Below are 21,101 nucleotides of genomic sequence, written 5' to 3' on the forward strand. Positions count from 1 at the left end.
AGTGACATAGGGTTGTCCGGCGGCTCTTCTAGTCTGAACTAATGACAAATATAAAGAACAGAGCCGATGTGATTCTCATTTCGGGACATTGGTTAGGGGCTGACGCCTGGCAAGCAGTGGCCGAAGAACTAGAGAATTTGGGGCATCGTGTCATGGCGCTGACTTTGCCCGGGCTTGAGCCAAATGACCCGCGAAGACTCTACTAGCGTTTTGGAAATACCCCTGCCTGACTTTGAGGTTTTGGCACAACAGGCCAGTCTTGAAGGTCTGCAGCCACGCCATCTAGTACGTTTCAGAGACTCGGCTGTGTCTCAGCCTACGAGTGTCTTACGGGATGTAGTTGACTTGTCATGAGCGCGAAGAAATCTGGTGCCAACGACATTGGTGTGTTGTTCGTTGCCAGCTGAGGAAGTACTCAAATTGGCCGCAGCGGGACATCCAATGTTTGTAGAGTTGACCGACGTGGATAGCCTTGATGCAATAGATCTGCCGACGGGGCATTGGCCGATGTGGAGTCGCCCATACGAGCTCGCCCAGATTATCAATGAGGCAGCCTACAATACTGCTGACTAATCGAGTTACTTTGTTGTCGGGGCATGGGAAGTCTTCGTCCACACGCAATTCTTCGCGGGTTATCCAGAGGTTTCCCAGGTGGGATTATGTCTATTTCTCTTCATTGGCGAAAGTAGAAAAGAGGCTGATGGTCGGCCTCAACTAATGGAGGAGGAAATAATGCATGACGCAGTACTTAAGACGACTATTGATGCTCAGCTGTGGATGGAAGGTGCTTTGGTATCGCCAGAAGCGGAGGAGGGGTCAACTACGGTGGAGTACGCCATCGGTGCAATAGCAACTGCTGGCTTTGCGGGTCTACTTATTGCGGTATTGAAGTCAGGGGGTGTCAAGAGCTTACTGACGAATATCATTCAGTCGGCGCTTTCGCTATGAAAAAAGCGGAGCCAAAGAGCGAGTCAGGCATGGTGACCGTCGAACTTGCTATGGCTATGGTCGGCATTGTCCTGGTGCTAGGAATGGTGCTGTGCGCAGTTGCGGCGGTACGTACCCAGGCGAGTCTTTGCCAGGCTGCAAGAGAGGGAGCTCGTTCGCTTTCCATTGGTGCCGATGCCGATGCTGCTGCGCGAAATGCGTTCGGCGGGGACCTCTCGGTGTTTGCGTCAAAAAGTGAGCAATGGGCGCGGGTGAGAGTCGAATCTGCGGCTTTAGAACTAGGAGGCCTTCACATAGGTTCTTTGCAGTGCAAAGCAGTAACTCTTGCCGAGGTGTCTCAGTGAAATCGCAGGAAGGATCCGCCACGGTTGCTGCAATGGGAACCGTGGCGGCGCTGCTCCTCATAGGTATGCTGTCGATCGGAGCAACCGGTGCTCTAGTGGCGAAGACAAAAGCGCAAAATGCGGCCGATCTTTCTGCGCTTGCGGCAGCCAATGCTTCGCCGTCTGCGCTGATGATAGGCGATCCCAGTGCCTGTGAAATTGCTTCGCTTGCTGCAGTTCATAATGATGCTGAACCGCCGTCGTGTTGGGTAGAGTTCGGTGATATTTGGGTGAAGGTCAGATATCCATTTTCCTTTTTAGGAATGTCGTTCTCTGTTGAGGCGAGGGCGCGCGCGGGACCCGAGTGATTATTGTCCGGGACTGCGATCCAAGAGGAACTCAAGCAATGTGAGGGCTCCAACCTTCGAGAGCGGGTGATTGCGGTTTCCGCATTTCGGTGACTGAATGCACGAGGGACAGCCGTCTTCACATGAGCACTGGGCAATCGCCTGGTAGGTCATTGCCATCCAGGTGTGGGCGTGATCGAAACCGTATTCGCTATAGCCAGCGCCCCCGGAAAATGCATCATGAACGAATACTGTGGGCAGCAGCGTTTCGGTGTGTTGAGCTGTCGAAAGACCGCCAAGGTCCATGCGGTCACATGTGGCTAGTAGTGGCAACATGCCGATCGCTGCGTGTTCGGCAGCGTGGAGTGCCCCCGGAAGAATATCTCCTGTAAGTCCGGCGGTAGCGAGCGCTCCGGGATTGAGTGTGTACCAGGTCGAGACAGTCGGCAAAAAGCGCTCCGGCATGTGGAGCTCATGGTTAGAAATGAACTCAAGGCCTGGAAGGCGAAGTAGATCATAGTCAGTGACGCGGGTCGTCACTTGGGTATCTCCCAGCGACCAGGTTACTAATCCGTCGGGGGATGTCCACGACTGTTTTTCTTCAAGGATCGTCACTGAAGTGTGCGTTCCAGGTCCCGTGCGCAGAGGCGTGGATACTCGTTCTACCGTGGCGATGCGCGCGGAAGCATCGGCAGACACGGTCGAAAGCTCCAATACATGATAGGTGCGGCCTTGGTGGACGTAGATGGCATCGGGGTGAAGTTCGGCGTCAGCGCGATCCGCGGAGACGGTTCCGATGACCGAACCAGAATCGACTTCGATCACCTGCACGTCCCGTCCCGAACCGCGCAGATCGGTGAGGTCGCTGGGTCGCTGTTCCAAGGTGATATTCCAATACCATGTGTCCCCACGTTTTCGCAGATAGCCCTGTGTGGTGAGGAGGTCAAGAAGATCAGAATCATGCAACCCAAAAAGTGGAAGGTCACGCACTGTGAGGGGTAGTTCTGATGCGGCAGCGCATAGATGTGGCGCTAGGACCCATGGGTTCGTAGGGTCCAGGATATTGGCTTCCACATCGGCAATAATTTCATCTGGATGCGCTACTAAATACGTATCAAGGGGATTATCCGATGCAATCAGAACGCTGACTCCCTCTTCGCCAGCTCGTCCGGCTCGCCCCACCTGTTGCCACAATGAGGCCCTGGACCCTGGCCATCCGGCTGTAATGGTGGCATCGAGACCGGAGATATCAATACCTAGTTCAAGAGCATTGGTTGTGGCAACTGCTCGTAGTTCTCCTTCGGAAAGTCGTCGTTCTAACTCGCGTCTTTCCTCAGGTAGGTAGCCGCCGCGGTAGGCGGCGACCGGTTCCCTTCCGCGCAGACTTGTCCGATCGTGAACCTGTGCCGCCACAGTTTCCGCACCCCTGCGGGACCGAACGAAGGTGAGAACGCGGGCCCCGCGTTCGACAAAGTCAGTCGTGAGAAGTGCTGCTTCTGTCGTTGCCGATATGCGCAGGTCTCCCGTGGTGTACGTGGGTAGGCCTTCTTCGTTGGCCGATTCATTCATGTTTTCTGTGTCCGCTCGCAATGATGGCTGCCACAGCGCCAGATATCTCTTACCGCTGGGGGAGCCGTCCTCAGTGACGGTGACAGGTTCACCTTTCCCTGACATCACGGCCCCCACCTCCTGCGGATTTTTAATGGTTGCCGAAAGCATGATGAATTGTGGTGATGCGCCAAGTGATCGGGCCAGCCGAAGCAACCGCTTCATCACCTGCGACACGTGAGAACCCGTGATTCCTCTCCAATAGTGCAGCTCATCGACAATGATGTACTTCAAAGATGCTAAGAATCGGCTCCACTTTTGGTGCCCGGGGAGCATAACGTGGTGAAGATAGTCGGGATTGCTGAGAACAATATCGGCTTTGCCTCGCGCCCAGTTTTTCACTTCCCGGGGTGTATCCCCGTCAGCGGATGCAACGTGCACTGCGTGGGGAAGAACCTTTCCAAGACGGTTGATGTGTTTGAGTTGGTCAGCGGTAAGCGCTTTGGTAGGAGCAAGGTAGAGCGCCGTGGGCCTTTTTCCCACATCTGACAATCTCTCAATAGAGATTTTACCGGCAAGGTCAGAGAGAATTGGCGCCCAAGCGACCAGTGATTTACCGGACCCGGTACCCGTCGCAACCACAACGTCACGTCCATCGTGCAATGCCTCCAACGATAAATACTGATGGGACCACAATGACTGGACGCCGAGGGAGGAATAGGCCTCACGGACATCCTCGGCAATCCATGACGGCCAAGGCGCTGTGTCGGCTTCACGTCCAGGTATTTCGGTGATATTGACGAGGCGTCCGTCGCGCGGTCCTGAACGTCGCAAGTAATCGAGCAACGCGGACGTCGTGCTATCAGTCATTCCGGAAGTATAGGACTCTCATGTCCTATCCCAAGAAGGGGACCAGCGGCATCCTGAATATAAAACACAGCATCGGGTCCAGTTTGGAAGGCCACTCGGAGAGCGTCGGAGAGCTGTTGATCTGTGAGGCCATCTTGGCAATCCACAATGTAATCGATGACAACCTCAACGTTGCCATCGGGAGCCTGAACCAAATAGATAGAAGGGAAGTATCTCTCACGATTCCATGCGTCGGCAACGGCAAATAATGTCTCCTCATGAGCGGCAAAGCTAATACCAGGCCGCCACGTTGTACGTAAAGAAAAGAACCTTAGTCGCGGATCAACTGTGATTCTAAAAGGTACCCCATCTGTGTTGACCTGAGGCATGTCAGTGTCGGAGTTTTCGATTAGGTAACCAAGAGCATCCAGTGTCCTCATGAGCCGGTCTTCTTCGACGGGGTAAGCAACATTTGGGTCCGTGGGTAATGCATAGAGATGGGGCTTCATACCGCGGCCTTCCACGTGACCAGGTGGGGCAGCCGTCGCTCTACGACGGTAAGAAAAGCGTTGAGTGACTCAAGGGATCGTTCAACAAAACCGAAAAATTGAGCTTCACTGAGACCTCGGCTGATAAGGGTATTGCATTCAGCGCCCACTGTGTAACGGCCATGTGGAGGAACAGGAACCATATACGCCTTAGGAAAAGCACACGTAGAATTGCAGGTACGAACGGATTGGCGTAGAGACTGGAAATCTTCGTCACACAAGGCGATACCGCGCCATTGGGTACTGATTTGTAGCACGTGGGGGTTCTCCACACTGCAAAAGTAGAAAGCATTGTCTGCCTCGACACACAACGTGAGATCCGTCTTGCTGACGTAATTGCGACCTCGGGTGCGCAGAAGTGCCCCAAGTCGGTGAATGTCAATAGGAGCTAGGGAATTCTCTTGATGCATCGAGGCACCTCCTTTCGCAATTGTGTTCGCCCCTAGACTATGGGCTGTCAGTGGAGTATGCACGGTGGGTTGAGACCGCGAAATCGAAGACGTGAGATTATAGGACTCGTGTTAGAAGCCTTACCTCATCGCAGGGCGCGAACTGCGCGAGTTGCAGCAGTGCTCGTGTCCGTCGCACTTCTGCTGGTTTTGACGTGGGGTGCTCTCTATACAGTTGCTGGACAAAACCTCGACAATCTAGGAATGGAAGCGCTCAAAGAACGTGCCGCACTTATTCCTGAGGGTCTTGACTTTCTCACCAATTTGGTGTCGCTTCCCGCACTTATCGTCGTTGCTGCAGGTGTGGCAGGAGTCGCACTATGGAGGCGCCGACCGGCGTTAGGAATTCGGGCTGTCATCATCGTGGCGGCATCGAACCTTATGGTGCAGATTGTCAAAGCTGCGTTGTCTCGTCCTGAACTCAACGTCAGTTGGTCACTGCAAAATTCCTACCCTTCTGGGCATACCGCATTTGCCGCAGGAGTATCTGCCGCCCTTGTTGTGGTTGCGCCCAAGGCATTTCGTTCGGCTGCGGCACTGTTTGGCACCGTGTGGACAGGCTTGATGTCTCTTGTTGTTGTTGCTCAAGGGTGGCATCGCCCAGCAGATACCATCGCATCCATTCTTATCGTTGCTGCGTGGACTTTCGCGTTGGCTCCGGTCGAAGAGGATAGGCGCCGCGCTAATCGAGCAACACACCTGGGACTTATTTCCGCGTGGGTGTTCTTTCTCTCAGCCTTCGCTGTGACATTACTGGCGGTATTGTCTGTCCGAGGGATCCTTCCATATTCTCAGTCCTATCCCGACCTGGTGTCGCTAGTGGGCGCCCCAACAATTTCGGGAAGACTGTTTGCTGTCTCGGCAATGTTCCTCCCATGGGGGGTGCAAGCGCTTGTGATGGTTGGTGTCGACCGCCTCGCCCGCCCCGGGAAGCTAGGACAATAGTCCCGTTAAATTACGTGGATGTAATTCTTCGAACACTACATCTAGTTTGCATCGGCGATTCGCACCACAACATGTAGGGGGTGTGGTGAACAATGGAAAATCGGTGGCAATCCACCGACAGGACCCAGATAGTTGAAGGAGAACCATGTCTCGTTATGACGTTGACGCTATCGGCACTATTGATGAGTACCTCGAAAAATCAGACTGGCGCGTCAACGCCAATGCCAATCAGGGCTATTCGCTAGGGGGGTTGATCCTCAACTCTGCCGGAAAAATGATTGCCAACTATTGGCTTGAAAAGATCTATTCTCCGCGTGCAGGGGCAGCGCACCGCAATGGTGACATTCACATTCATGATCTCGACATGTTTTCAGGTTACTGTGCTGGATGGTCACTCAAACGTCTGCTTCAGGAAGGTTTTAACGGGGTGACGGGATCGATTGCCTCGGAACCACCACGGCACTTTTCTTCTGCCTGTGGGCAAATAGTAAATTTCCTAGGCACCCTCCAGAACGAGTGGGCAGGAGCCCAAGCGTTTTCGTCGTTCGACACATACATGGCTCCCTTCATTCGGGCCGACGGGATGGAATACGACGAGGTACTCCAATGCATGCAAGAACTGATTTTCAACCTCAACGTTCCTTCACGCTGGGGTTCGCAGTGCCCCTTCACAAACCTCACGTTTGATTGGGTATGCCCCGATGATTTGCGCGAAGAACACCCGATGATTGGTGAGAACATGTGTGACTTCACCTATGGGGAACTGCAAGAAGAAATGGACATGGTTAACCGTGCATTTATTGAGGTGATGATGGGAGGTGACTCTAACGGTCGCGTATTTACCTTCCCTATTCCCACCTACAACATCACTCCGGACTTCGATTGGGACACAGAAAACGTTGATCGTCTCTTCGAAATGACAGCCAAATATGGGCTGCCGTATTTCCAAAACTTCATCAACTCTGACCTCGACCCGCACATGATTCGGTCAATGTGCTGCCGCCTTCAACTCGATTTGCGTGAGCTACTCAAACGAGGGAATGGTCTCTTCGGCTCCGCTGAACTAACTGGCTCTGTTGGTGTTGTCACTATCAATATGGCACGTCTGGGATACCGCTTCAAGGGTGATATGTCCGCGCTCATGGCCGAGTTGGACTCGCTCATTGATATCTCAGCAGCTTCGCTGGAACGTAAACGAGAAACCATCCAACACCACATCGACACCGGGCTATTCCCCTTCACAAAGCGGTACCTGGGAACCCTGGACAACCACTTCTCTACCATCGGTGTCAACGGTATGAATGAAATGGTCCGCAACTTCACCAACGACCAGTATGACCTCACCGATGAGTTCGGCTTCGACATGTGTGTAGCGGTTTTGGACCATATGCGCGACCGCATGGTCGAACTGCAAGAGAGCACCGGACACCTCTACAACTTGGAGGCCACACCAGCAGAAGGCACCACGTATCGTTTCGCCAAGGAAGACGCCAAGAGATTCCCCGATATTCTCCAGGCCGGAACAGAAGACCAGCCGTATTACACCAATTCTTCGCAACTGCCTGTCGGATACACCGACGATCCCTTCCAAGCATTGGAAGACCAAGAAGTCTTGCAGGGCAAATACACTGGGGGGACGGTACTTCACCTCTACATGGGCGAACGCATCAGCGACGGGGACGCTTGCAAAGAAATGGTGAAGCGTAGTCTCACGGCCTTCAAGGTTCCATATATCACTATCACCCCAACGTTCTCAGTATGCCCTGTTCACGGATACCTGGTGGGAGAGCATTTCACCTGCGCTGATTGTGAGGCCGCAGGGCGTGAGCAGGAATGTGAAGTATGGACGCGGGTCATGGGATACTTCCGCCCCGTCCAATCATTCAATATCGGCAAGAAGGGGGAATACGCGGAACGACAGATGTTCACTGAAGAAGCAGCATCAGAACACGGCGACCTTGTATCTGCCTTCGCGCAGCAAGACTAATGCCTGACTCACTTCAGATTGCCGGGCTGCAGCGACTTTCGACAGTCGACTGGCCCGGCAAACTTGCGGCAGTAGCATTTTTGCAGGGGTGTCCCTGGGCATGCACCTACTGCCACAACACGGCAATCATTGACTGCGCAATGCCCGGTATGGTCAGTTGGGACGATGTTCGCACATTTCTTAGCCGCCGTCGGGGCCTTCTGGATGGAATGGTATTTTCGGGCGGCGAAGCAACGCGCCAACCTGCACTACTGCCAGCGGTGCGGCAGACCCGCGAACTTGGCTTTGCGGTAGGGCTTCACACGGCAGGAGCGTTCCCTAATCGCTTGCGGGAACTGCTGGACCAAGAGCTAGTTGACTGGGTTGGGTTAGACATCAAAGCCACACCTGTTGACTATCAGAGCCTCACCGGCTCTCCAGTTGCAGCGGAAAAAGCCGAAAAAGCACTAGAAATACTCCTTAGTCATGACGTTGACTACGAGGTGCGTATGACATTGTGGAAGGGTGGGATTGACTATGCGGTCGCTGTGGCGCAATGGTGCCTTGATCGAGGAGTGAAACAGTTTGCGCTCCAGCGCCTTGTGGAATCTCCTAGCGCATCCCTATGGAAGGGGCCTACGCCTCAGTGGGAAAAAGACGAAGCATTAGTGCGACTCGGCGCACTCGGATTCGACCACGTTGCTGTGCGCTAGAACTAAGATAGGTCTATGAACCCCTTTCTGTTAGTTTCTACCCGGCCCGATGAAGAGGCACTGGACAGTGAATATCAGGCGTATTTACGTGCGACTGGCCTGGATTCGGAGCAGCTTGACTTAGCTGAGTTTGATCTCATTGGCTTGCCCCCGATTGACCTTTCGCGATACCGGGGAGTCTTTGTCGCAGGCTCCCCTTACGGTAATGCGACAGTCGATGGAAAAGTCTCACACACGCAACGTTGGGTGGGGGAAGAACTGAGGGTCCTCTTCCAACAGATTCTTGACACAGATATTCCCTGTCTGGCTACTGGCACGGCAATGACTATTCTTGGACAGACCATCGGGGCAACCGTAGGGGAGGACCACGCCGAGTTGGCCTCTATCGCAGAGATCACTCTGACTTCGGAGGGTAGACAAGACCCACTCCTCGAAGGAATGCCAGAAGACTTTTTTGCGTACGTGAGTCACACCGAGTCATGTGAAGAACTGCCAGAGGGTGCACACCGACTAGCATGGTCACTGCACTGTCCAATCCAAATGTTTCGTCACGGAAAATACGTGTACGCAACCCAGTTCAATCCGGAACTCGACGCTGAGGCAATCCAGCGGCAACTAGAAGCCTATGCTGATGCTGGTGACTTTGGTATTGGTGATGCCGACATGCTCGTAGGAACTGGACGCCATACTGAAGGCAACCACCTGGCAGGTCGTATTCTGCGTCAATTTGTAAAGTACTTTGGCTCATAGTTTTTCACGCCCGACGGTTCCTCTTCCTGAGGTTCCAGTTGAGATAGGCATGGTGTTAGAAGACCCGGCATCTGGATTCGTTGGAGCGGTGACAAATCACGAAAAATCCGGTGGCATGTGGGTAGTAGAGCTGGAAGACCGGCGGGGGAAACGACGTGCCTTTCCTCTAGGTCCAGGTTTTTGGCTTGAAGGCAAACCCATCACATTGGTTCCTGCCCGAGGTCCGGCAGCGAAAGTATCGCGCACGAACTCTGGCTCCCGTGCAGTCACTGGAGCGCGAGCCCAAGTGGCTAAACCCAGTCGAATCTGGGTTGAAGGAAAACACGATGCTGAGCTTGTGCAACATGTCTGGGGTGCGGATCTGGCACTTGAAGGCATTGCAGTCGAGATGCTTGATGGTGCGGATCATCTTGAGGATGTGCTGACTGTTTTCGGCCCCAGCGCTCATGCTAAAGCAGGAGTTCTCTTGGATCATATGGTTCCAGGTTCGAAGGAGACTCGTATCGCGCAAGCAGCGATGTCGCAGTGGCCTGACCATGTTTTGGTGTTGGGACACCCCTATGTGGACGTGTGGCAAGCGGTGAAACCTGCTCGGTTCGGAATCTCACAGTGGCCGCATGTTCCCCGTGGTACTGACATTAAAACAGGCACAATCGAGGCTCTTGGCTGGGGATGCACAACGGGTGAGGCATGGTCGCATATTCTCTCCCGAGTGCGAGACTTCCGTGACCTCGAACCTGCTCTGTTAGGTCGTGTAGAAGAACTCATCGACTTTGTTACTTCCCCCTCGTCTATCACAGTGTCCTAATACCTATGCCAGTGTGATATTTCCCGCCGGGACAGCGTTTTATTCGAGGGGATAGCTAAAGAAGTGTTTGAGAGCCAGTTGCATCCACTCTCGCTCACGGCATAATCTGGGATTCCGAGCGTACAAACAACGATCGGAATCCCATGAGCACTTCGCAGGCAATCAAGCTGCGCTGGAAAGTACACGGCAACGGCAAGTCAATTCCTCCGGGCGAGGTTGTCATGCCAGGTGAGAGGCTCACGTGGCCTCGAACTGTGGGGATTGGTGCACAGCATGTTGTTGCCATGTTTGGTGCAACATTCCTGGTGCCACTTCTTACTGGTTTCCCACCTAATACAACGCTGTTCTTTACCGCTATTGGAACAGTCCTTTTCTTCTTTATCACTGCCGGACGTCTGCCCTCATACTTAGGTTCATCATTTGCGCTGATTGCACCTATCACTGCGGTTTCCCAGTCCATGGGCGCATCCTATGCTCTAGGCGGCATCATTGCGGTCGGTGCAACACTAGCTATTGTGGGCATCATCGTTCACTTTGCAGGAGTGGAATGGATCGATCGGGCAATGCCGCCAACTGTGACGGGGGCAATCGTTGCTCTTATTGGTTTCAACCTGGCCCCAGCGGCTTGGGATTGGTTTAAAGAAGCACCCCGTACTGGTCTCATCACTATATGCTCGATCCTTCTGATCACTGTGCTGTTCAAGGGGATCATAGGACGGCTAGCTATCCTCTTCGGTGTGCTTATTGGCTATATTGCGGCGGTACTGGGGAACGAAGTAGATTTTCAGGCCGTGAGCGACGCTGCTTGGTTCGGACTACCGGAATTTCACGCGGCGGCATTCGACGCCTCGACATTGGGACTATTCCTTCCAGTCGTTTTCGTACTCATCGCCGAAAATGTTGGACACGTAAAGTCAGTATCGGCAATGACCGGAGAGAACCTTGACGACCTGACGGGACGCGCTCTCTTCGCAGATGGAATATCGACAATGTTGGCGGGTTCCGGTGGGGGATCAGGAACCACGACATATGCTGAAAATATCGGGGTAATGGCTGCGACCAGAGTCTACTCATCGGCCGCCTATCTAGTGGCAGCAGGTATGGCATTCGTTTTGTCATTACTTCCAAAATTTGGAGCGATTATCGCCACCATCCCTGCCGGCGTACTCGGCGGAGCTGCCACTATTCTCTACGGCATGATTGGCATGCTCGGAGTGCGTATCTGGGTGCAAAACCGGGTCGACTTCTCAGACCCAGTCAATCTCAACACGGCTGCGATCTCGTTGATCGTAGCTATCGGCGGATTTGTCTGGCAGCCAGCGGGAATGGAATTTGCTGGGATCGCCCTAGGTACAGCCGCAGCCCTGATTGTCTACCATGTGATGCGTGGAATTTCGAAACTCCGTGGCACAAACCTTGAGGCCGCCTCGCCAGCATCAGCGCCAGCTGGATCAGAGCTAGAAAATGATCCGTATGCACGCCGTCGCAGACACAATGTGGATGATGGCCTGGACGGCGTTCTTCCAGAAGAAAATATCTAATCCCCATTGTTGAGTGCGTGATTTTGACCAATTTCAACGACGAAAACTAGCAAAAATCACGCACTCGGCAAGAATTCAGAGGGGGAGCAGCGCGAGCCCTAGCCCCGCCAGAATCCCGTAGGCCAACGCATAGAGGCCCGTATTGCGCAGAGCACCAAGCAGGTTTTTTCCTTTGCTGCCGCGCATCACCTGCACCAGGCCAGGTGTGGCACATGCAGCCATAGGCAGAGCCATCCACCAGGCTGTGGCGATCGCTGCGCAGGCAACAGACACCACCATCGTGATGGCATACAACCACCGCGATGCCTTGTCACCTATGCGAACGCATAGAGTCTTTTTTCCCACTTCTGAGTCGGTAGGAATATCGCGGATATTGTTCACCAGCAGTAAAGCCACACTGGCAAGGCCAATGCCGCTGGCCGCTACCCATAACCACCATGGCGCTGAGTAGCTCTGTACCCAGGCAGTACCTACAGTCGCAACAAGTCCAAAGAAGATGAAAACCATGAGCTCAGATAGGCCAACACCTGCATAGCCGTAGGGGCGTTTTCCTCCGGTATAGAACCATGCTGCGGCAACAGCTAATAACCCAACCGCGAGCATCCACCATGTCTGAGCCCAAACAACCAGCCAAAGACCAAGAACCCCTGCGGCCGCGAAACAGGACAGAGCCAGGCCAAGGACGGTGGACCGGGAAACGACTCCTGATGCAGTGAGGCGTTGGGGGCCAACGCGATGAGCATCAGTGCCCCGGATGCCGTCGGAATAGTCATTGGCAAAGTTGACACCAACTTGCAGGAATAGCGCCACACCGAATGCCAACGCTGATTTTCCCCACGACAGGTCCCCCAATGCTGCCGCACCGCCCATCCCCACGAATACAGGAGCTACTGCCGCGGGAAGTGTGCGTAAGCGCGCACCTTCTAACCAATCTCTAATCCGCATGTGACTATTCAACGTCGCCAAGCACGTCCAGCGCGAATCTGCTCGTCAACGGCATGACGGAGGGCCGCTTTATCGATCTTTCCGTTAGAGAGAAGAGGCATTTGTGGTAGGTGAACCACTATTCGTGGCCGCATGTGTCCTTCAAGAGTTAAGACTATTTCCTCCCCGCCATGATGTCCCACCACAACAGCGCATACTGCCTCTCCCCACTCTGGATCGGGGACACCCATCACTTCAACTTCAAGATCAGGGAATTTCTGCAGAATCACTGACTTGACCAGCGATGGAACGATGTTGATTCCGCCCGAGATGATGATGTCATCAGCACGCCCCAAAACAGTCAATCGACCTTGGTCAAGAGTTCCAATGTCTCCCGTTTCTAGCCAACGGGTGTTGCCATCTTCGATAAAGGGACTCTGTGAACCCAAGTAGCCTTCCATGAGCATCGGTCCCGCAAGGAGAATTTTCCCGTCATCAATACGGACCTGGGTGCCGGAAAGCGGTACGCCATCATAGACGCAACCACCACAAGTTTCTGTCATCCCGTAGGTGCGAATGAAGGGAATATTATCGGGTAGTCCAGGCGAAGGAGCACCTCCTACCAAGACGGCTTTCATTGAGCGCAGAATATCGGGATCTCGACGTACTTGTGTGGGAACAACTGCAGTGTAAGAACTCCCAGCAGGCGTCAGCGAAGGAGGGATGCCCGCGATTGCTGATCTCACCAATACTTGGAAGCCAGCGATCTTATTGATGGGTAAGCGCAGCCACCATTGTCCCGGCTCTTGCAAGTAATCCCAGGTTGCTTCAGCCGAACTGCGCAGTGCTTTCCATGACAGTCCTACAAGCTCAGGTCTTCCTTGTGTTGACCCTGAGGTTTCAATGATGACATCGGGGAGGCGAATATGCTCTGGAAGTCGCGCATGGGTGAGAATGAGTGGGGCGGGGTGTTTTGCTTGCAGCCTCTCCTCAATCTCTCGGTAGAGACTCATAGTTGCGGCTGGCGTGGGGGCAATAAGATCTGTCACCTCTCTACTAAAGCAGGCCCACGTCATCAACGCCACAAAGTACCACGAACACTCCACCGGTAGGATTACATACGATATGGCAAATTTCTGGAGTTCTAAGCGCAATAAGGTGCTCGTGGTCGTTTTAGGGGCACTTCTACTGGTTGCGGCATCTCTTTTCGGAATCTATCTGTCGAATGTTTCGCGGGTGCTTCCAGGAACCAGTGTTGGCACTCTAGACGTTTCTGGTATGAACCGCGAACAATTGGAATCGGCGCTTCAGCAAGCGTCCGAAAAGACCCTCACGGTGACAGTTGGCGATGCGAACGTTGAAGCTACCCCACAAGAAACCGGCGTCAGTATCGACATTCAGGGTACGGCTGACGAAGTCTTTTCTCCCAACACCTCAATATTCCAACTATTGGGAGGAATGTTTGGATCACGGGTGGTAGATCCCATCGTTGATGTTGACGAGGTGACTGTCGACTCTTTCGCTAGTACTTTGCCCATTGCTGATGCAGACATTGCAGCCGATGCCAGTATCTCTTTTGATGGAAACCGCTTCGTAGTGTCGGGGTCGAAGGCTGGTCGAGCAATCGATGCGGATTCTTTAAAAACGGCTTTGGCAGAATCTGCAAGAAACCTATGGGATAGCCCCGTCAAAGCAATGACCGCGGACCAGCAACCCCGCGTAACCACTGATATTGCAGAAACGGCGGCAGCAACCGCAAATAATTGGATCGTTCCTGAAGTGATAATCGACGATGGTGAGGGAACCAGCGGAAGCCCTGACGCGGCAACCAAGGCAACATGGGTGACCTTTGATAAGGAAACTCTAACCCCGTCCCTTGATCGTGAAGCGATAAAGAAATGGGTGGACGAATTTGGTGACCAAACCGACATCGACCCGGTACCTGGCTACAGGAATGTGGACGAAAATGGTCAGGTCGTAGCGACAGTGCACGGACCTGAGTCTGGTTGGGTGGTCTCGAATGCCGATGCGATTACTGACGCGATCACGCAGGGATTGTCGAATGGGAATCCGGTATACGCCACATTTGACTATGTGGAGCAGGAAGGAAAGTGGGAGGATCGCCCAGCTGATCCTGCCACGAAAGATCTGGCCTACCGCGCAGCCGCCGACGAAAAATGGATTGACCTCAATTTAACGACCAACACGGTAACAGCCTATGAGGGCGCTAAAGTCGTGGGAGGTCCCTTCTATATGGTTCCAGGCGCCCCAGAGACTCCAACCATCACTGGTGAGTTCAACATTTACCTCAAGTACGACGTGCAGACAATGCGTGGGGAGAATGCTGACGGAACGCCCTACGTCACAGAAGATGTGCCATGGGTGAGTTACTTCTCAGGTGGCTACGGATTCCACGGCGCTCCGTGGCGTTCCTCTTTTGGGTGGAGCGGACCTGGGGGCTCGCACGGGTGCATTAATATGCCTGTGGATGAGGCGAAGTTTATCTATGACTGGGCCGATATGGGAACAAAGGTCATCAGTCGCTACTGAGTGAGCACCTCTGGAAGCGTTCTAATAGTAGTAGGGGAATCGCGACCAGTCAGGGCTGCGATGCTCCAAGAATGCGTCCCGACCCTCGACCGCCTCGTCAGTCATATATGCCAATCGGGTGGCCTCTCCAGCAAATATCTGCTGACCGGCTAACCCGTCGTCAGCAAGGTTGAATGCATACTTAAGCATGCGTATTGCTTGGGGAGATTTGGTTGCGATCGTTTGGCAATAGGAGATGGCGGTTTCTTCGAGTTGGTGATGGGGGACAGCTTCGTTGATTGCACCCCACGCCTCAGCCTGCTCGGCTGTATAAGGGCGAGCGAGGAAAAATATCTCTCTGGCCCGGCGGTCACCCACCTGTCTAGCCAGCATTGCAGAACCATAGCCGGCGTCGAAGGACCCCACGTTAGCGTCAGTTTGCATGAAACGTGCATGTTCTCGGGAGGCGATGGCTAGGTCGCATACGACTCCCAGCGAATGCCCTCCACCCGCCGCCCAACCATTAATCGCGGCTATGACGGGCTTGGGCATAGTTCGGATAAGGCGCTGGACTTCCAAGATGTGCAAACGCCCGTTTTGTCCGGGGTCATTGCTGTACTGATAGCCGGCCTTCCCCCGTACGCGTTGGTCGCCCCCGGAACTGAAGGCATAGCCACCATCTTTGGGGCTGGGACCATTGCCAGTAAGGATAACTGCGGCTACTTGCCAGTTTTGGCGGGCATCATCGAGCGCTGACAACAGCTCGTCAACGGTCTGTGGCCTAAACGCGTTGCGAACGTCAGGCCTGTTGAAGGCTATGCGAACCCACGGCAAAAGAGTACCTCTTGGTGCCCCATCCGCATCGCCTCGTGAAATACCACGGTGATAGGTGATGTCCGTAAAAGAAAATCCTTCGACGGGCGTCCATCGAGCGGGATCGAAAACATCTGAAATCTCAGTCACGAAAGCAAGTGTAGCCGGACCGGTATCCTATTCCCATGACGGACATTTCCAGCTTTGTGAGCCCCGGTGCTCATTTCTTGAAAGAAACCGACCTTACCCCCAGTCAGTGGCATCAGTTAATTGAGCTTGCGGCATTGCTGAAAGCGGCGAAGAAGAACGGCGAAGAAGAACAATATCTCCGGGGCCGTAACATCGCTTTGATTTTTGCTAAAACCTCTACTCGGACGCGATGTGCATTCGAGGTCGCTGCTGCAGACCAGGGGGCTCACACGACGTATCTAGATCCTTCGGGATCACAGATGGGACATAAAGAGTCAGTTGCTGATACTGCGAAGGTATTAGGACGGTTCTTCGATGGAATCGAATACCGAGGTGATTCGCAGGCCGATGTGGAGATACTCGCATCTGATTCTGGCGTACCGGTATGGAACGGTCTGACAGATGAATGGCATCCAACCCAGATGCTCGCCGACTCGCTCACGATGCTAGAGCATTCGGCAGGAAGAGACTTCTCCGATATCGCCTACGCTTATGTTGGTGATGCTCGTTTCAACATGGGACGCTCGCTGTTGATCAACGGAGCAATGCTTGGCTCCGATGTGCGCATAGTTGCCCCCACGCCTCTGTTACCACCTGATGAAGTCATCCAAGAAGCTAAAGCTATCGCTGCTAAAACCGGCGCGCGAATCACTGTGACAGATGAGATTGACGCGGTAGCGGGTGTTGATTTTGTTCACACAGATATCTGGGTGTCTATGGGAGAGCCCAAGGACGTCTGGGCTGAACGCATCGCACTTCTCATGCCTTATCGCGTAGATCAGAACTTGATGGACCGCGCAGGCAAAAGGAGTCTATTCATGCATTGTCTTCCCTCATTTCATGATCTCAACACCACGGTCGGTAAGGAAATCTTCGAACAATTTGGCCTTGACGGAGTAGAGGTCACTGATGAAGTGTTCTCTAGTCCTCGCTCAGTGGTTTTCGATCAGGCAGAAAACCGACTCCATACCATAAAAGCCGTGATGGTACGTTCGCTAGGTCGCCAGTGAACGATGTGCCTCAAATTGCAGACAACAGCGGTCTTAAAGGTTTAGACTGATCCAGAAATGAAATCATTGACATCAAAGCGACACTTAGCGCGCGCCCGAATTCTACTCGTGGTATATCTGTTGGCGCTAGTAATCGTCGCAGTTCCCCTCGCTAAAGCGTGGGCCGACACTATCAGAAGTGATGTCTTAGTTATCGTTGAACCTAATAGCGCTGACGCTGCAGGAGTGGGATTAGCCAGAGAAGCATTGGGGCGAGTTGACTCACGGGCGCTTGAAGTTTTACCAGGCGAAGACTCTGTTGATGTAGTTCGGAATGCTTATCAAGCTCTCAGAGCTGCGGTAGATGACGGACAAGGCGAAACGTCATATTTCGTTCTCAAAGGAGTATCTCCATCTTTAGCTTATGCCTTCAAGAAAGGTGAGCTTACGCAGTCGGCTCTTTTTTCAGCTGCCAAAGAGGTAACCACGCTCGACGCTCAGTCCGCCGAAGAATCTCGCTTACAACGGGTTACCGTTGCTCGCTCGATATCGGACTATAAGGCACTGACCGTGTTGGTTGAAGAACTCAATGTGGCTATTGCCGATCTGTCTGATGAACAACGTGCCGGTATTCGGGGAGACCTACGGCCTTATATTCCAGACTTCAATGAAGACGCGTTGAACTCGTTGGTAGCATCGGGCGGAGACCTAGGCGCAGAAGCTCAGCTAGAATTGGACCGCAGAGCCGCGGCAAATATGCCAGATTTCAGCGGCTATTCCAATGGGCAACTACCCGATGACGTCCTATGTGAAATTCCTTGGGCGACCAATGACCGCATTGCTTGTGTAGCTCTACCGTATCTTCAGCGTCTCAGCGATGCCTACAAGGCCGAGTTTGGTGAGGATATTCCAATTCTCGATGGATACCGTCCCTATTCTGAGCAAGTTACTGTCTACAACAGGGACGCCAATTGGGCAGCAGCGCCAGGCACTTCTAATCACGGTTGGGGTTTAGCAGTCGACTTGGGCTGGGACATTTTCCGCGAATGGGATGCTCCAGAAGTTCAGTGGATGCTTGAAAATGGCTATAAGTATGGTTGGCGGCTTCCCTCAGCACTGAACCGTGAGAGCGATCGCCCAGAACCATGGCACTACGAGTTTGGAACCAGCTATTCTGACAGTGATAGCGCCGACTTCACCGGGCCGACACCGGATGTCATCTTCAAAGTGAAACTTCCTAAGGCAACGCGCTGACCGCGTCTTGACCGGTAAGTCACTATACTGGCGCCGTGTCTGTCAATCTTGCTCCCATTTCACCTACTGCTTGGTCCACTCGCAGTCGACGCTGGCTCGACGCCCAAGGAATCACTGAGTCGTGGGTATTCTCCATCCCAATGTCTTTTGAGTTTCGGGGTGTGCGCGAGCGTAGCGGACTTCTTATACGAGGTGAAGCTGGATGGGGAGAATTTGCTCCCTTTTTCGATTACGATCCAGAGGAATCCTCCACATGGTTGCGCAGCGCTATTGCGTCAGCTGTCGCTACATCGCCGTCACCTGTGCGAACGCACGTCCCAGTGAACGCGATTATTCCAGTAGTTACCCCCGAAGTCGCTTCACGCCTCGCGAAGGAAACACAGTCTTTCACGGCGAAACTCAAGGTTGCTGACCCCAGGGCTGACCTTTTAGCTGACTGTCAGCGAGTAAAGGCCGTAGCTGAAGTGCTCCGAGAGAGTTTTGGTGACCGTGCCCGCGTTCGGATCGATGCCAATGGCGCTTGGGGAGCAGATGAAGCTTGTTTTGCTATTGAGAAGCTGACAAGTGCGGCCGGGGGCCTCGAATATGTCGAACAGCCTTGCGTATCCGTTGCAGATATGGCTTATGTTCGCGCGCGAGTAGACACCCTTATAGCTGCTGATGAGTCGATACGCCGGGCAGATGACCCCCTTCGAGTGGCGGAACTAGAGGCCGCTGACATTGCTGTAGTAAAAGTCGCACCTCTTGGTGGAGTACATGCGGGAATGACCCTCGCACGCTCCTTGGGGCTACCGATTGTTATTTCTTCTGCGGTCGATACCAGTGTGGGGCTGGCGGCAGGGGTGCATCTGGCAGCGGCACTACCGGAGCTTCCGTATGCTTGTGGCTTTGGTACGGGAAGACTACTTAAGGGCGACGTGACACCTACGTTGACTGTGCAGATGGGGAGGATCGCAGTTGACGATGCAGATAGAGTTATTCGTGACTTAAGCCTTTCACCTACAGGAAATCCTCCTATGAACACGTGGATTAATCGGACAGAAGAGGTAATTGAGTGCCTAGCGAATCAGTGACTCGAGCTCGCGAAGCAATCGCAACTCTGATTGCCATGGGGATCACAGATTATGTGTACTGTCCCGGTTCCCGTGATGCTCCACTGGCCTATGCCCTTGCTGAAGCCGAGAAACGCAGTCTCGTGCGCGTCTATCCTTTTGCCGATGAACGCAGCGGCGCGTTCTTTGCCGTGGGTTTGTCGCGAGCGGGCATCGTTCCTGCGGTGATAACTACGTCCGGTACGGCCGCAGCTGAGCTGCATCCAGCGCTTGAAGAAGCAAAAGACCAAGAGCTCCCGTTAGTGGCAGTGACAGCAGATCGTCCTTTCGAACTTATTGGGGTGGGAGCTTCTCAAACGACCACTCAACACGGTTTGTATGGGCCAACACCAGTAGCTGAAGTTTCAGTGCCGGCAGGAGCTGCAGTGAAAGAGGCGATTATTCGTCTGGTGCGTGCGGCAAAGAGGGGGCCGGTTCATCTCAATATCGCTTTCGCAGATCCACTCATTCCTCAAGGGGACGAAATATGGCCAGAAGTCCGGGTGCCGCTTTTTGATGAGGGAGAGACCACTTTTCCACGGTGGAATGATGTCGTCGACGGGAATCTGGATACCGTGGTGGTTGCTGGTGATGGGGCTGATAGTGAGGTCGTTTCTCATGCCCGCATCGCTGGGATTCCCATTGTCGCTGAACCAACCGCCCCGGGCAATGGCGGACACGCCCCCGTCGTTTTGCAGCTACTAATCGACAGAGTCCAGCAAGTGATTGTAACGGGGAAACCTACGCTGTCCAGAGGCGTACAAAGTCTTTTGGCGCAGGTGCCGCGAAAAGTAGTCGTGTCTTCTCTTCGCATTTGGCCTGATCCCGCTGGGCATGCACAGGCGGTGGTGCCGGGTTTGAGAGGAACAGCGCCTTCTGCACGTGCCCAGTGGAGCGCTGTATGGGAGACGATCGCTAGTGAAGCGGAAGTTGCAGCCGCAGCACTCGATGGAGATATGACGTTACTTGGCGTGGCGAGACAAATCTGGAGGTCACAACCTGAGGTTCCATTGTGGCTGGGAGCCTCCAACGCAGTGCGGGCCTTTGATATAGCGGGGTGGGGAGAGCGAAACAACGTTCACTCCAACCGAGGTCTGGCAGGTATAGATGGAACCATATCTACAGCGATAGGTTTTGGTGCAGCGCGTCAACAACCGATACGTGCGGTAATGGGTGACTTGACTTTTGCCTACGATATGAATGCGTTGGGCGCTCGTCCTCTACCTGAGCAAGACATCCAAGTTATCGTGTTGGACGACGGGGGCGGGTCAATATTCGCGTCGCTTGAACATGGGAAACCTCAGTTTACGGAACTCTATGAGCGATATTTTGCTGTCAAACAAAGTGTGGACCCTGTAGGAGTTGCATTGGCGTGTGGGTGGGGTGCACAGCGAGTGGAGACACACAATGATTTGCAGGACATTCTTGAAGCTCCCGTCAGGGGAAGAAACCTTGTCCATGTGCCGGTTCCACGGGAATCTTCACTCATCACCGACCTTTCACATCGCACCCAGATAGCTCTCAGGAAATCTTCAGAAAACTGCCGCACAATAGTCCCATAGATTTGACCAGGAGTG

The 21,101-nt window shown here is 53.6% G+C and carries 22 protein-coding genes; 16 read left to right on the forward strand and 6 right to left on the reverse strand.

What is annotated here, in order from left to right; translation table 11 throughout:
- Nucleotides 1-41 precede the first annotated feature (41 nt).
- The 5 genes from FYJ24_RS12760 to FYJ24_RS00735 all read left to right on the forward strand — a co-directional run bounded on the left by FYJ24_RS12760 (nucleotide 42) and on the right by FYJ24_RS00735 (nucleotide 1,639).
- Complete coding sequence (locus tag FYJ24_RS12760; protein WP_225871886.1) at nucleotides 42-206, forward strand: hypothetical protein; 165 nt, start codon at nucleotides 42-44, stop codon at nucleotides 204-206.
- A 163-nt stretch (nucleotides 207-369) separates the two neighbouring features.
- On the forward strand, nucleotides 370-573 hold the full coding sequence (locus tag FYJ24_RS12765; protein ID WP_225871887.1) for a hypothetical protein: 204 nt from the start codon (nucleotides 370-372) through the stop codon (nucleotides 571-573).
- 204 nt (nucleotides 574-777) lie between these two features.
- A complete protein-coding gene (locus FYJ24_RS00725) occupies nucleotides 778-948 on the forward strand; it encodes a DUF4244 domain-containing protein (protein WP_225871902.1) in 171 nt (56 codons plus the stop codon).
- Nucleotides 945-1,292: a pilus assembly protein TadE gene (locus FYJ24_RS00730; protein WP_154542637.1), complete on the forward strand. Its 348-nt coding sequence runs from the start codon at nucleotides 945-947 to the stop codon at nucleotides 1,290-1,292. Before FYJ24_RS00725 ends, FYJ24_RS00730 begins: the two co-directional genes overlap by 4 nt.
- Nucleotides 1,289-1,639: an Rv3654c family TadE-like protein gene (locus FYJ24_RS00735; protein ID WP_206192411.1), complete on the forward strand. Its 351-nt coding sequence runs from the start codon at nucleotides 1,289-1,291 to the stop codon at nucleotides 1,637-1,639. The genes FYJ24_RS00730 and FYJ24_RS00735 overlap by 4 nt, the downstream gene beginning before the upstream one ends.
- Here the strand turns inward: FYJ24_RS00735 and FYJ24_RS00740 are convergent, their stop codons facing one another.
- Genes FYJ24_RS00740 through FYJ24_RS00750 form a run of 3 tightly spaced genes read right to left on the reverse strand, consistent with a single transcriptional unit; the run spans nucleotide 1,640 to nucleotide 4,973 of the window.
- Entirely contained in the window at nucleotides 1,640-4,036 is a 2,397-nt protein-coding gene (locus FYJ24_RS00740; protein ID WP_154542641.1) for a DEAD/DEAH box helicase, read from the reverse strand.
- Nucleotides 4,033-4,524, reverse strand: a complete 492-nt coding sequence (locus tag FYJ24_RS00745; RefSeq protein ID WP_154542643.1) for a YbjN domain-containing protein — start codon at nucleotides 4,522-4,524, stop codon at nucleotides 4,033-4,035. The genes FYJ24_RS00740 and FYJ24_RS00745 overlap by 4 nt, the downstream gene beginning before the upstream one ends.
- The gene (locus tag FYJ24_RS00750) at nucleotides 4,521-4,973 is read right to left on the reverse strand and encodes a histidine kinase (RefSeq protein WP_154542645.1); all 453 of its coding nucleotides are present in this window, start codon (nucleotides 4,971-4,973) and stop codon (nucleotides 4,521-4,523) included. Before FYJ24_RS00750 ends, FYJ24_RS00745 begins: the two co-directional genes overlap by 4 nt.
- Before the next feature lie 108 nt (nucleotides 4,974-5,081).
- On the opposite strand from FYJ24_RS00750, the gene FYJ24_RS13275 reads away from it, so the two are divergent.
- The 6 genes from FYJ24_RS13275 (at nucleotide 5,082) to FYJ24_RS00780 (ending at nucleotide 11,735) form a co-directional block, all read left to right on the forward strand.
- Nucleotides 5,082-5,957: a phosphatase PAP2 family protein gene (locus FYJ24_RS13275; RefSeq protein WP_206192412.1), complete on the forward strand. Its 876-nt coding sequence runs from the start codon at nucleotides 5,082-5,084 to the stop codon at nucleotides 5,955-5,957.
- 145 nt (nucleotides 5,958-6,102) lie between these two features.
- Nucleotides 6,103-7,944, forward strand: a complete 1,842-nt coding sequence (locus FYJ24_RS00760) for a ribonucleoside triphosphate reductase (protein WP_154542649.1) — start codon at nucleotides 6,103-6,105, stop codon at nucleotides 7,942-7,944.
- Nucleotides 7,944-8,636 (forward strand): anaerobic ribonucleoside-triphosphate reductase activating protein, encoded by a 693-nt coding sequence (locus FYJ24_RS00765; RefSeq protein WP_154542651.1) that lies wholly within the window; start codon nucleotides 7,944-7,946, stop codon nucleotides 8,634-8,636. Before FYJ24_RS00760 ends, FYJ24_RS00765 begins: the two co-directional genes overlap by 1 nt.
- Nucleotides 8,637-8,651: 15 nt before the next feature.
- A complete protein-coding gene (locus tag FYJ24_RS00770) occupies nucleotides 8,652-9,386 on the forward strand; it encodes a glutamine amidotransferase-related protein (RefSeq protein ID WP_154542653.1) in 735 nt (244 codons plus the stop codon).
- Entirely contained in the window at nucleotides 9,376-10,194 is an 819-nt protein-coding gene (locus FYJ24_RS00775; RefSeq protein ID WP_225871888.1) for a DUF3097 domain-containing protein, read from the forward strand. The genes FYJ24_RS00770 and FYJ24_RS00775 overlap by 11 nt, the downstream gene beginning before the upstream one ends.
- Nucleotides 10,195-10,337: 143 nt before the next feature.
- Nucleotides 10,338-11,735: a uracil-xanthine permease family protein gene (locus FYJ24_RS00780; RefSeq protein WP_154542655.1), complete on the forward strand. Its 1,398-nt coding sequence runs from the start codon at nucleotides 10,338-10,340 to the stop codon at nucleotides 11,733-11,735.
- Nucleotides 11,736-11,810: 75 nt separating this feature from the next.
- On the opposite strand, the gene FYJ24_RS00785 is transcribed toward FYJ24_RS00780, so the two are convergent.
- Together FYJ24_RS00785 and FYJ24_RS13280 are read right to left on the reverse strand one after the other, a co-directional pair.
- On the reverse strand, nucleotides 11,811-12,680 hold the full coding sequence (locus tag FYJ24_RS00785) for a 1,4-dihydroxy-2-naphthoate polyprenyltransferase (protein WP_154542657.1): 870 nt from the start codon (nucleotides 12,678-12,680) through the stop codon (nucleotides 11,811-11,813).
- Between the two features lie 8 nt (nucleotides 12,681-12,688).
- Entirely contained in the window at nucleotides 12,689-13,708 is a 1,020-nt protein-coding gene (locus FYJ24_RS13280) for an AMP-binding protein (protein WP_206192413.1), read from the reverse strand.
- A 76-nt stretch (nucleotides 13,709-13,784) separates the two neighbouring features.
- Between FYJ24_RS13280 and FYJ24_RS00795 the strand changes: the two genes are divergently transcribed.
- The gene (locus tag FYJ24_RS00795) at nucleotides 13,785-15,209 is read left to right on the forward strand and encodes a L,D-transpeptidase (protein WP_154542661.1); all 1,425 of its coding nucleotides are present in this window, start codon (nucleotides 13,785-13,787) and stop codon (nucleotides 15,207-15,209) included.
- 21 nt (nucleotides 15,210-15,230) lie between these two features.
- Here FYJ24_RS00795 and FYJ24_RS00800 read toward each other — a convergent pair whose 3' ends face one another.
- Nucleotides 15,231-16,151, reverse strand: a complete 921-nt coding sequence (locus FYJ24_RS00800; protein ID WP_318656405.1) for a 1,4-dihydroxy-2-naphthoyl-CoA synthase — start codon at nucleotides 16,149-16,151, stop codon at nucleotides 15,231-15,233.
- 35 nt (nucleotides 16,152-16,186) lie between these two features.
- On the opposite strand from FYJ24_RS00800, the gene argF reads away from it, so the two are divergent.
- The 4 genes from argF to menD are packed head-to-tail and all read left to right on the forward strand — an operon-like array spanning nucleotide 16,187 to nucleotide 21,086.
- On the forward strand, nucleotides 16,187-17,200 hold the full coding sequence (gene argF / locus FYJ24_RS00805) for an ornithine carbamoyltransferase (protein ID WP_154542663.1): 1,014 nt from the start codon (nucleotides 16,187-16,189) through the stop codon (nucleotides 17,198-17,200).
- Between the two features lie 57 nt (nucleotides 17,201-17,257).
- Nucleotides 17,258-18,433, forward strand: coding sequence for a M15 family metallopeptidase (locus FYJ24_RS00810; protein ID WP_154542664.1), 1,176 nt, complete (start codon nucleotides 17,258-17,260; stop codon nucleotides 18,431-18,433).
- Nucleotides 18,434-18,468: 35 nt separating this feature from the next.
- On the forward strand, nucleotides 18,469-19,506 hold the full coding sequence (locus FYJ24_RS00815; protein WP_154542666.1) for an o-succinylbenzoate synthase: 1,038 nt from the start codon (nucleotides 18,469-18,471) through the stop codon (nucleotides 19,504-19,506).
- Nucleotides 19,488-21,086 (forward strand): 2-succinyl-5-enolpyruvyl-6-hydroxy-3-cyclohexene-1-carboxylic-acid synthase, encoded by a 1,599-nt coding sequence (menD, locus tag FYJ24_RS00820; protein WP_154542668.1) that lies wholly within the window; start codon nucleotides 19,488-19,490, stop codon nucleotides 21,084-21,086. The genes FYJ24_RS00815 and menD overlap by 19 nt, the downstream gene beginning before the upstream one ends.
- The last annotated feature ends 15 nt before the right edge of the window (nucleotides 21,087-21,101 follow it).

This window comes from Scrofimicrobium canadense (genome assembly GCF_009696615.1).
GTDB classification, from domain to species: domain Bacteria; phylum Actinomycetota; class Actinomycetes; order Actinomycetales; family Actinomycetaceae; genus Scrofimicrobium; species Scrofimicrobium canadense.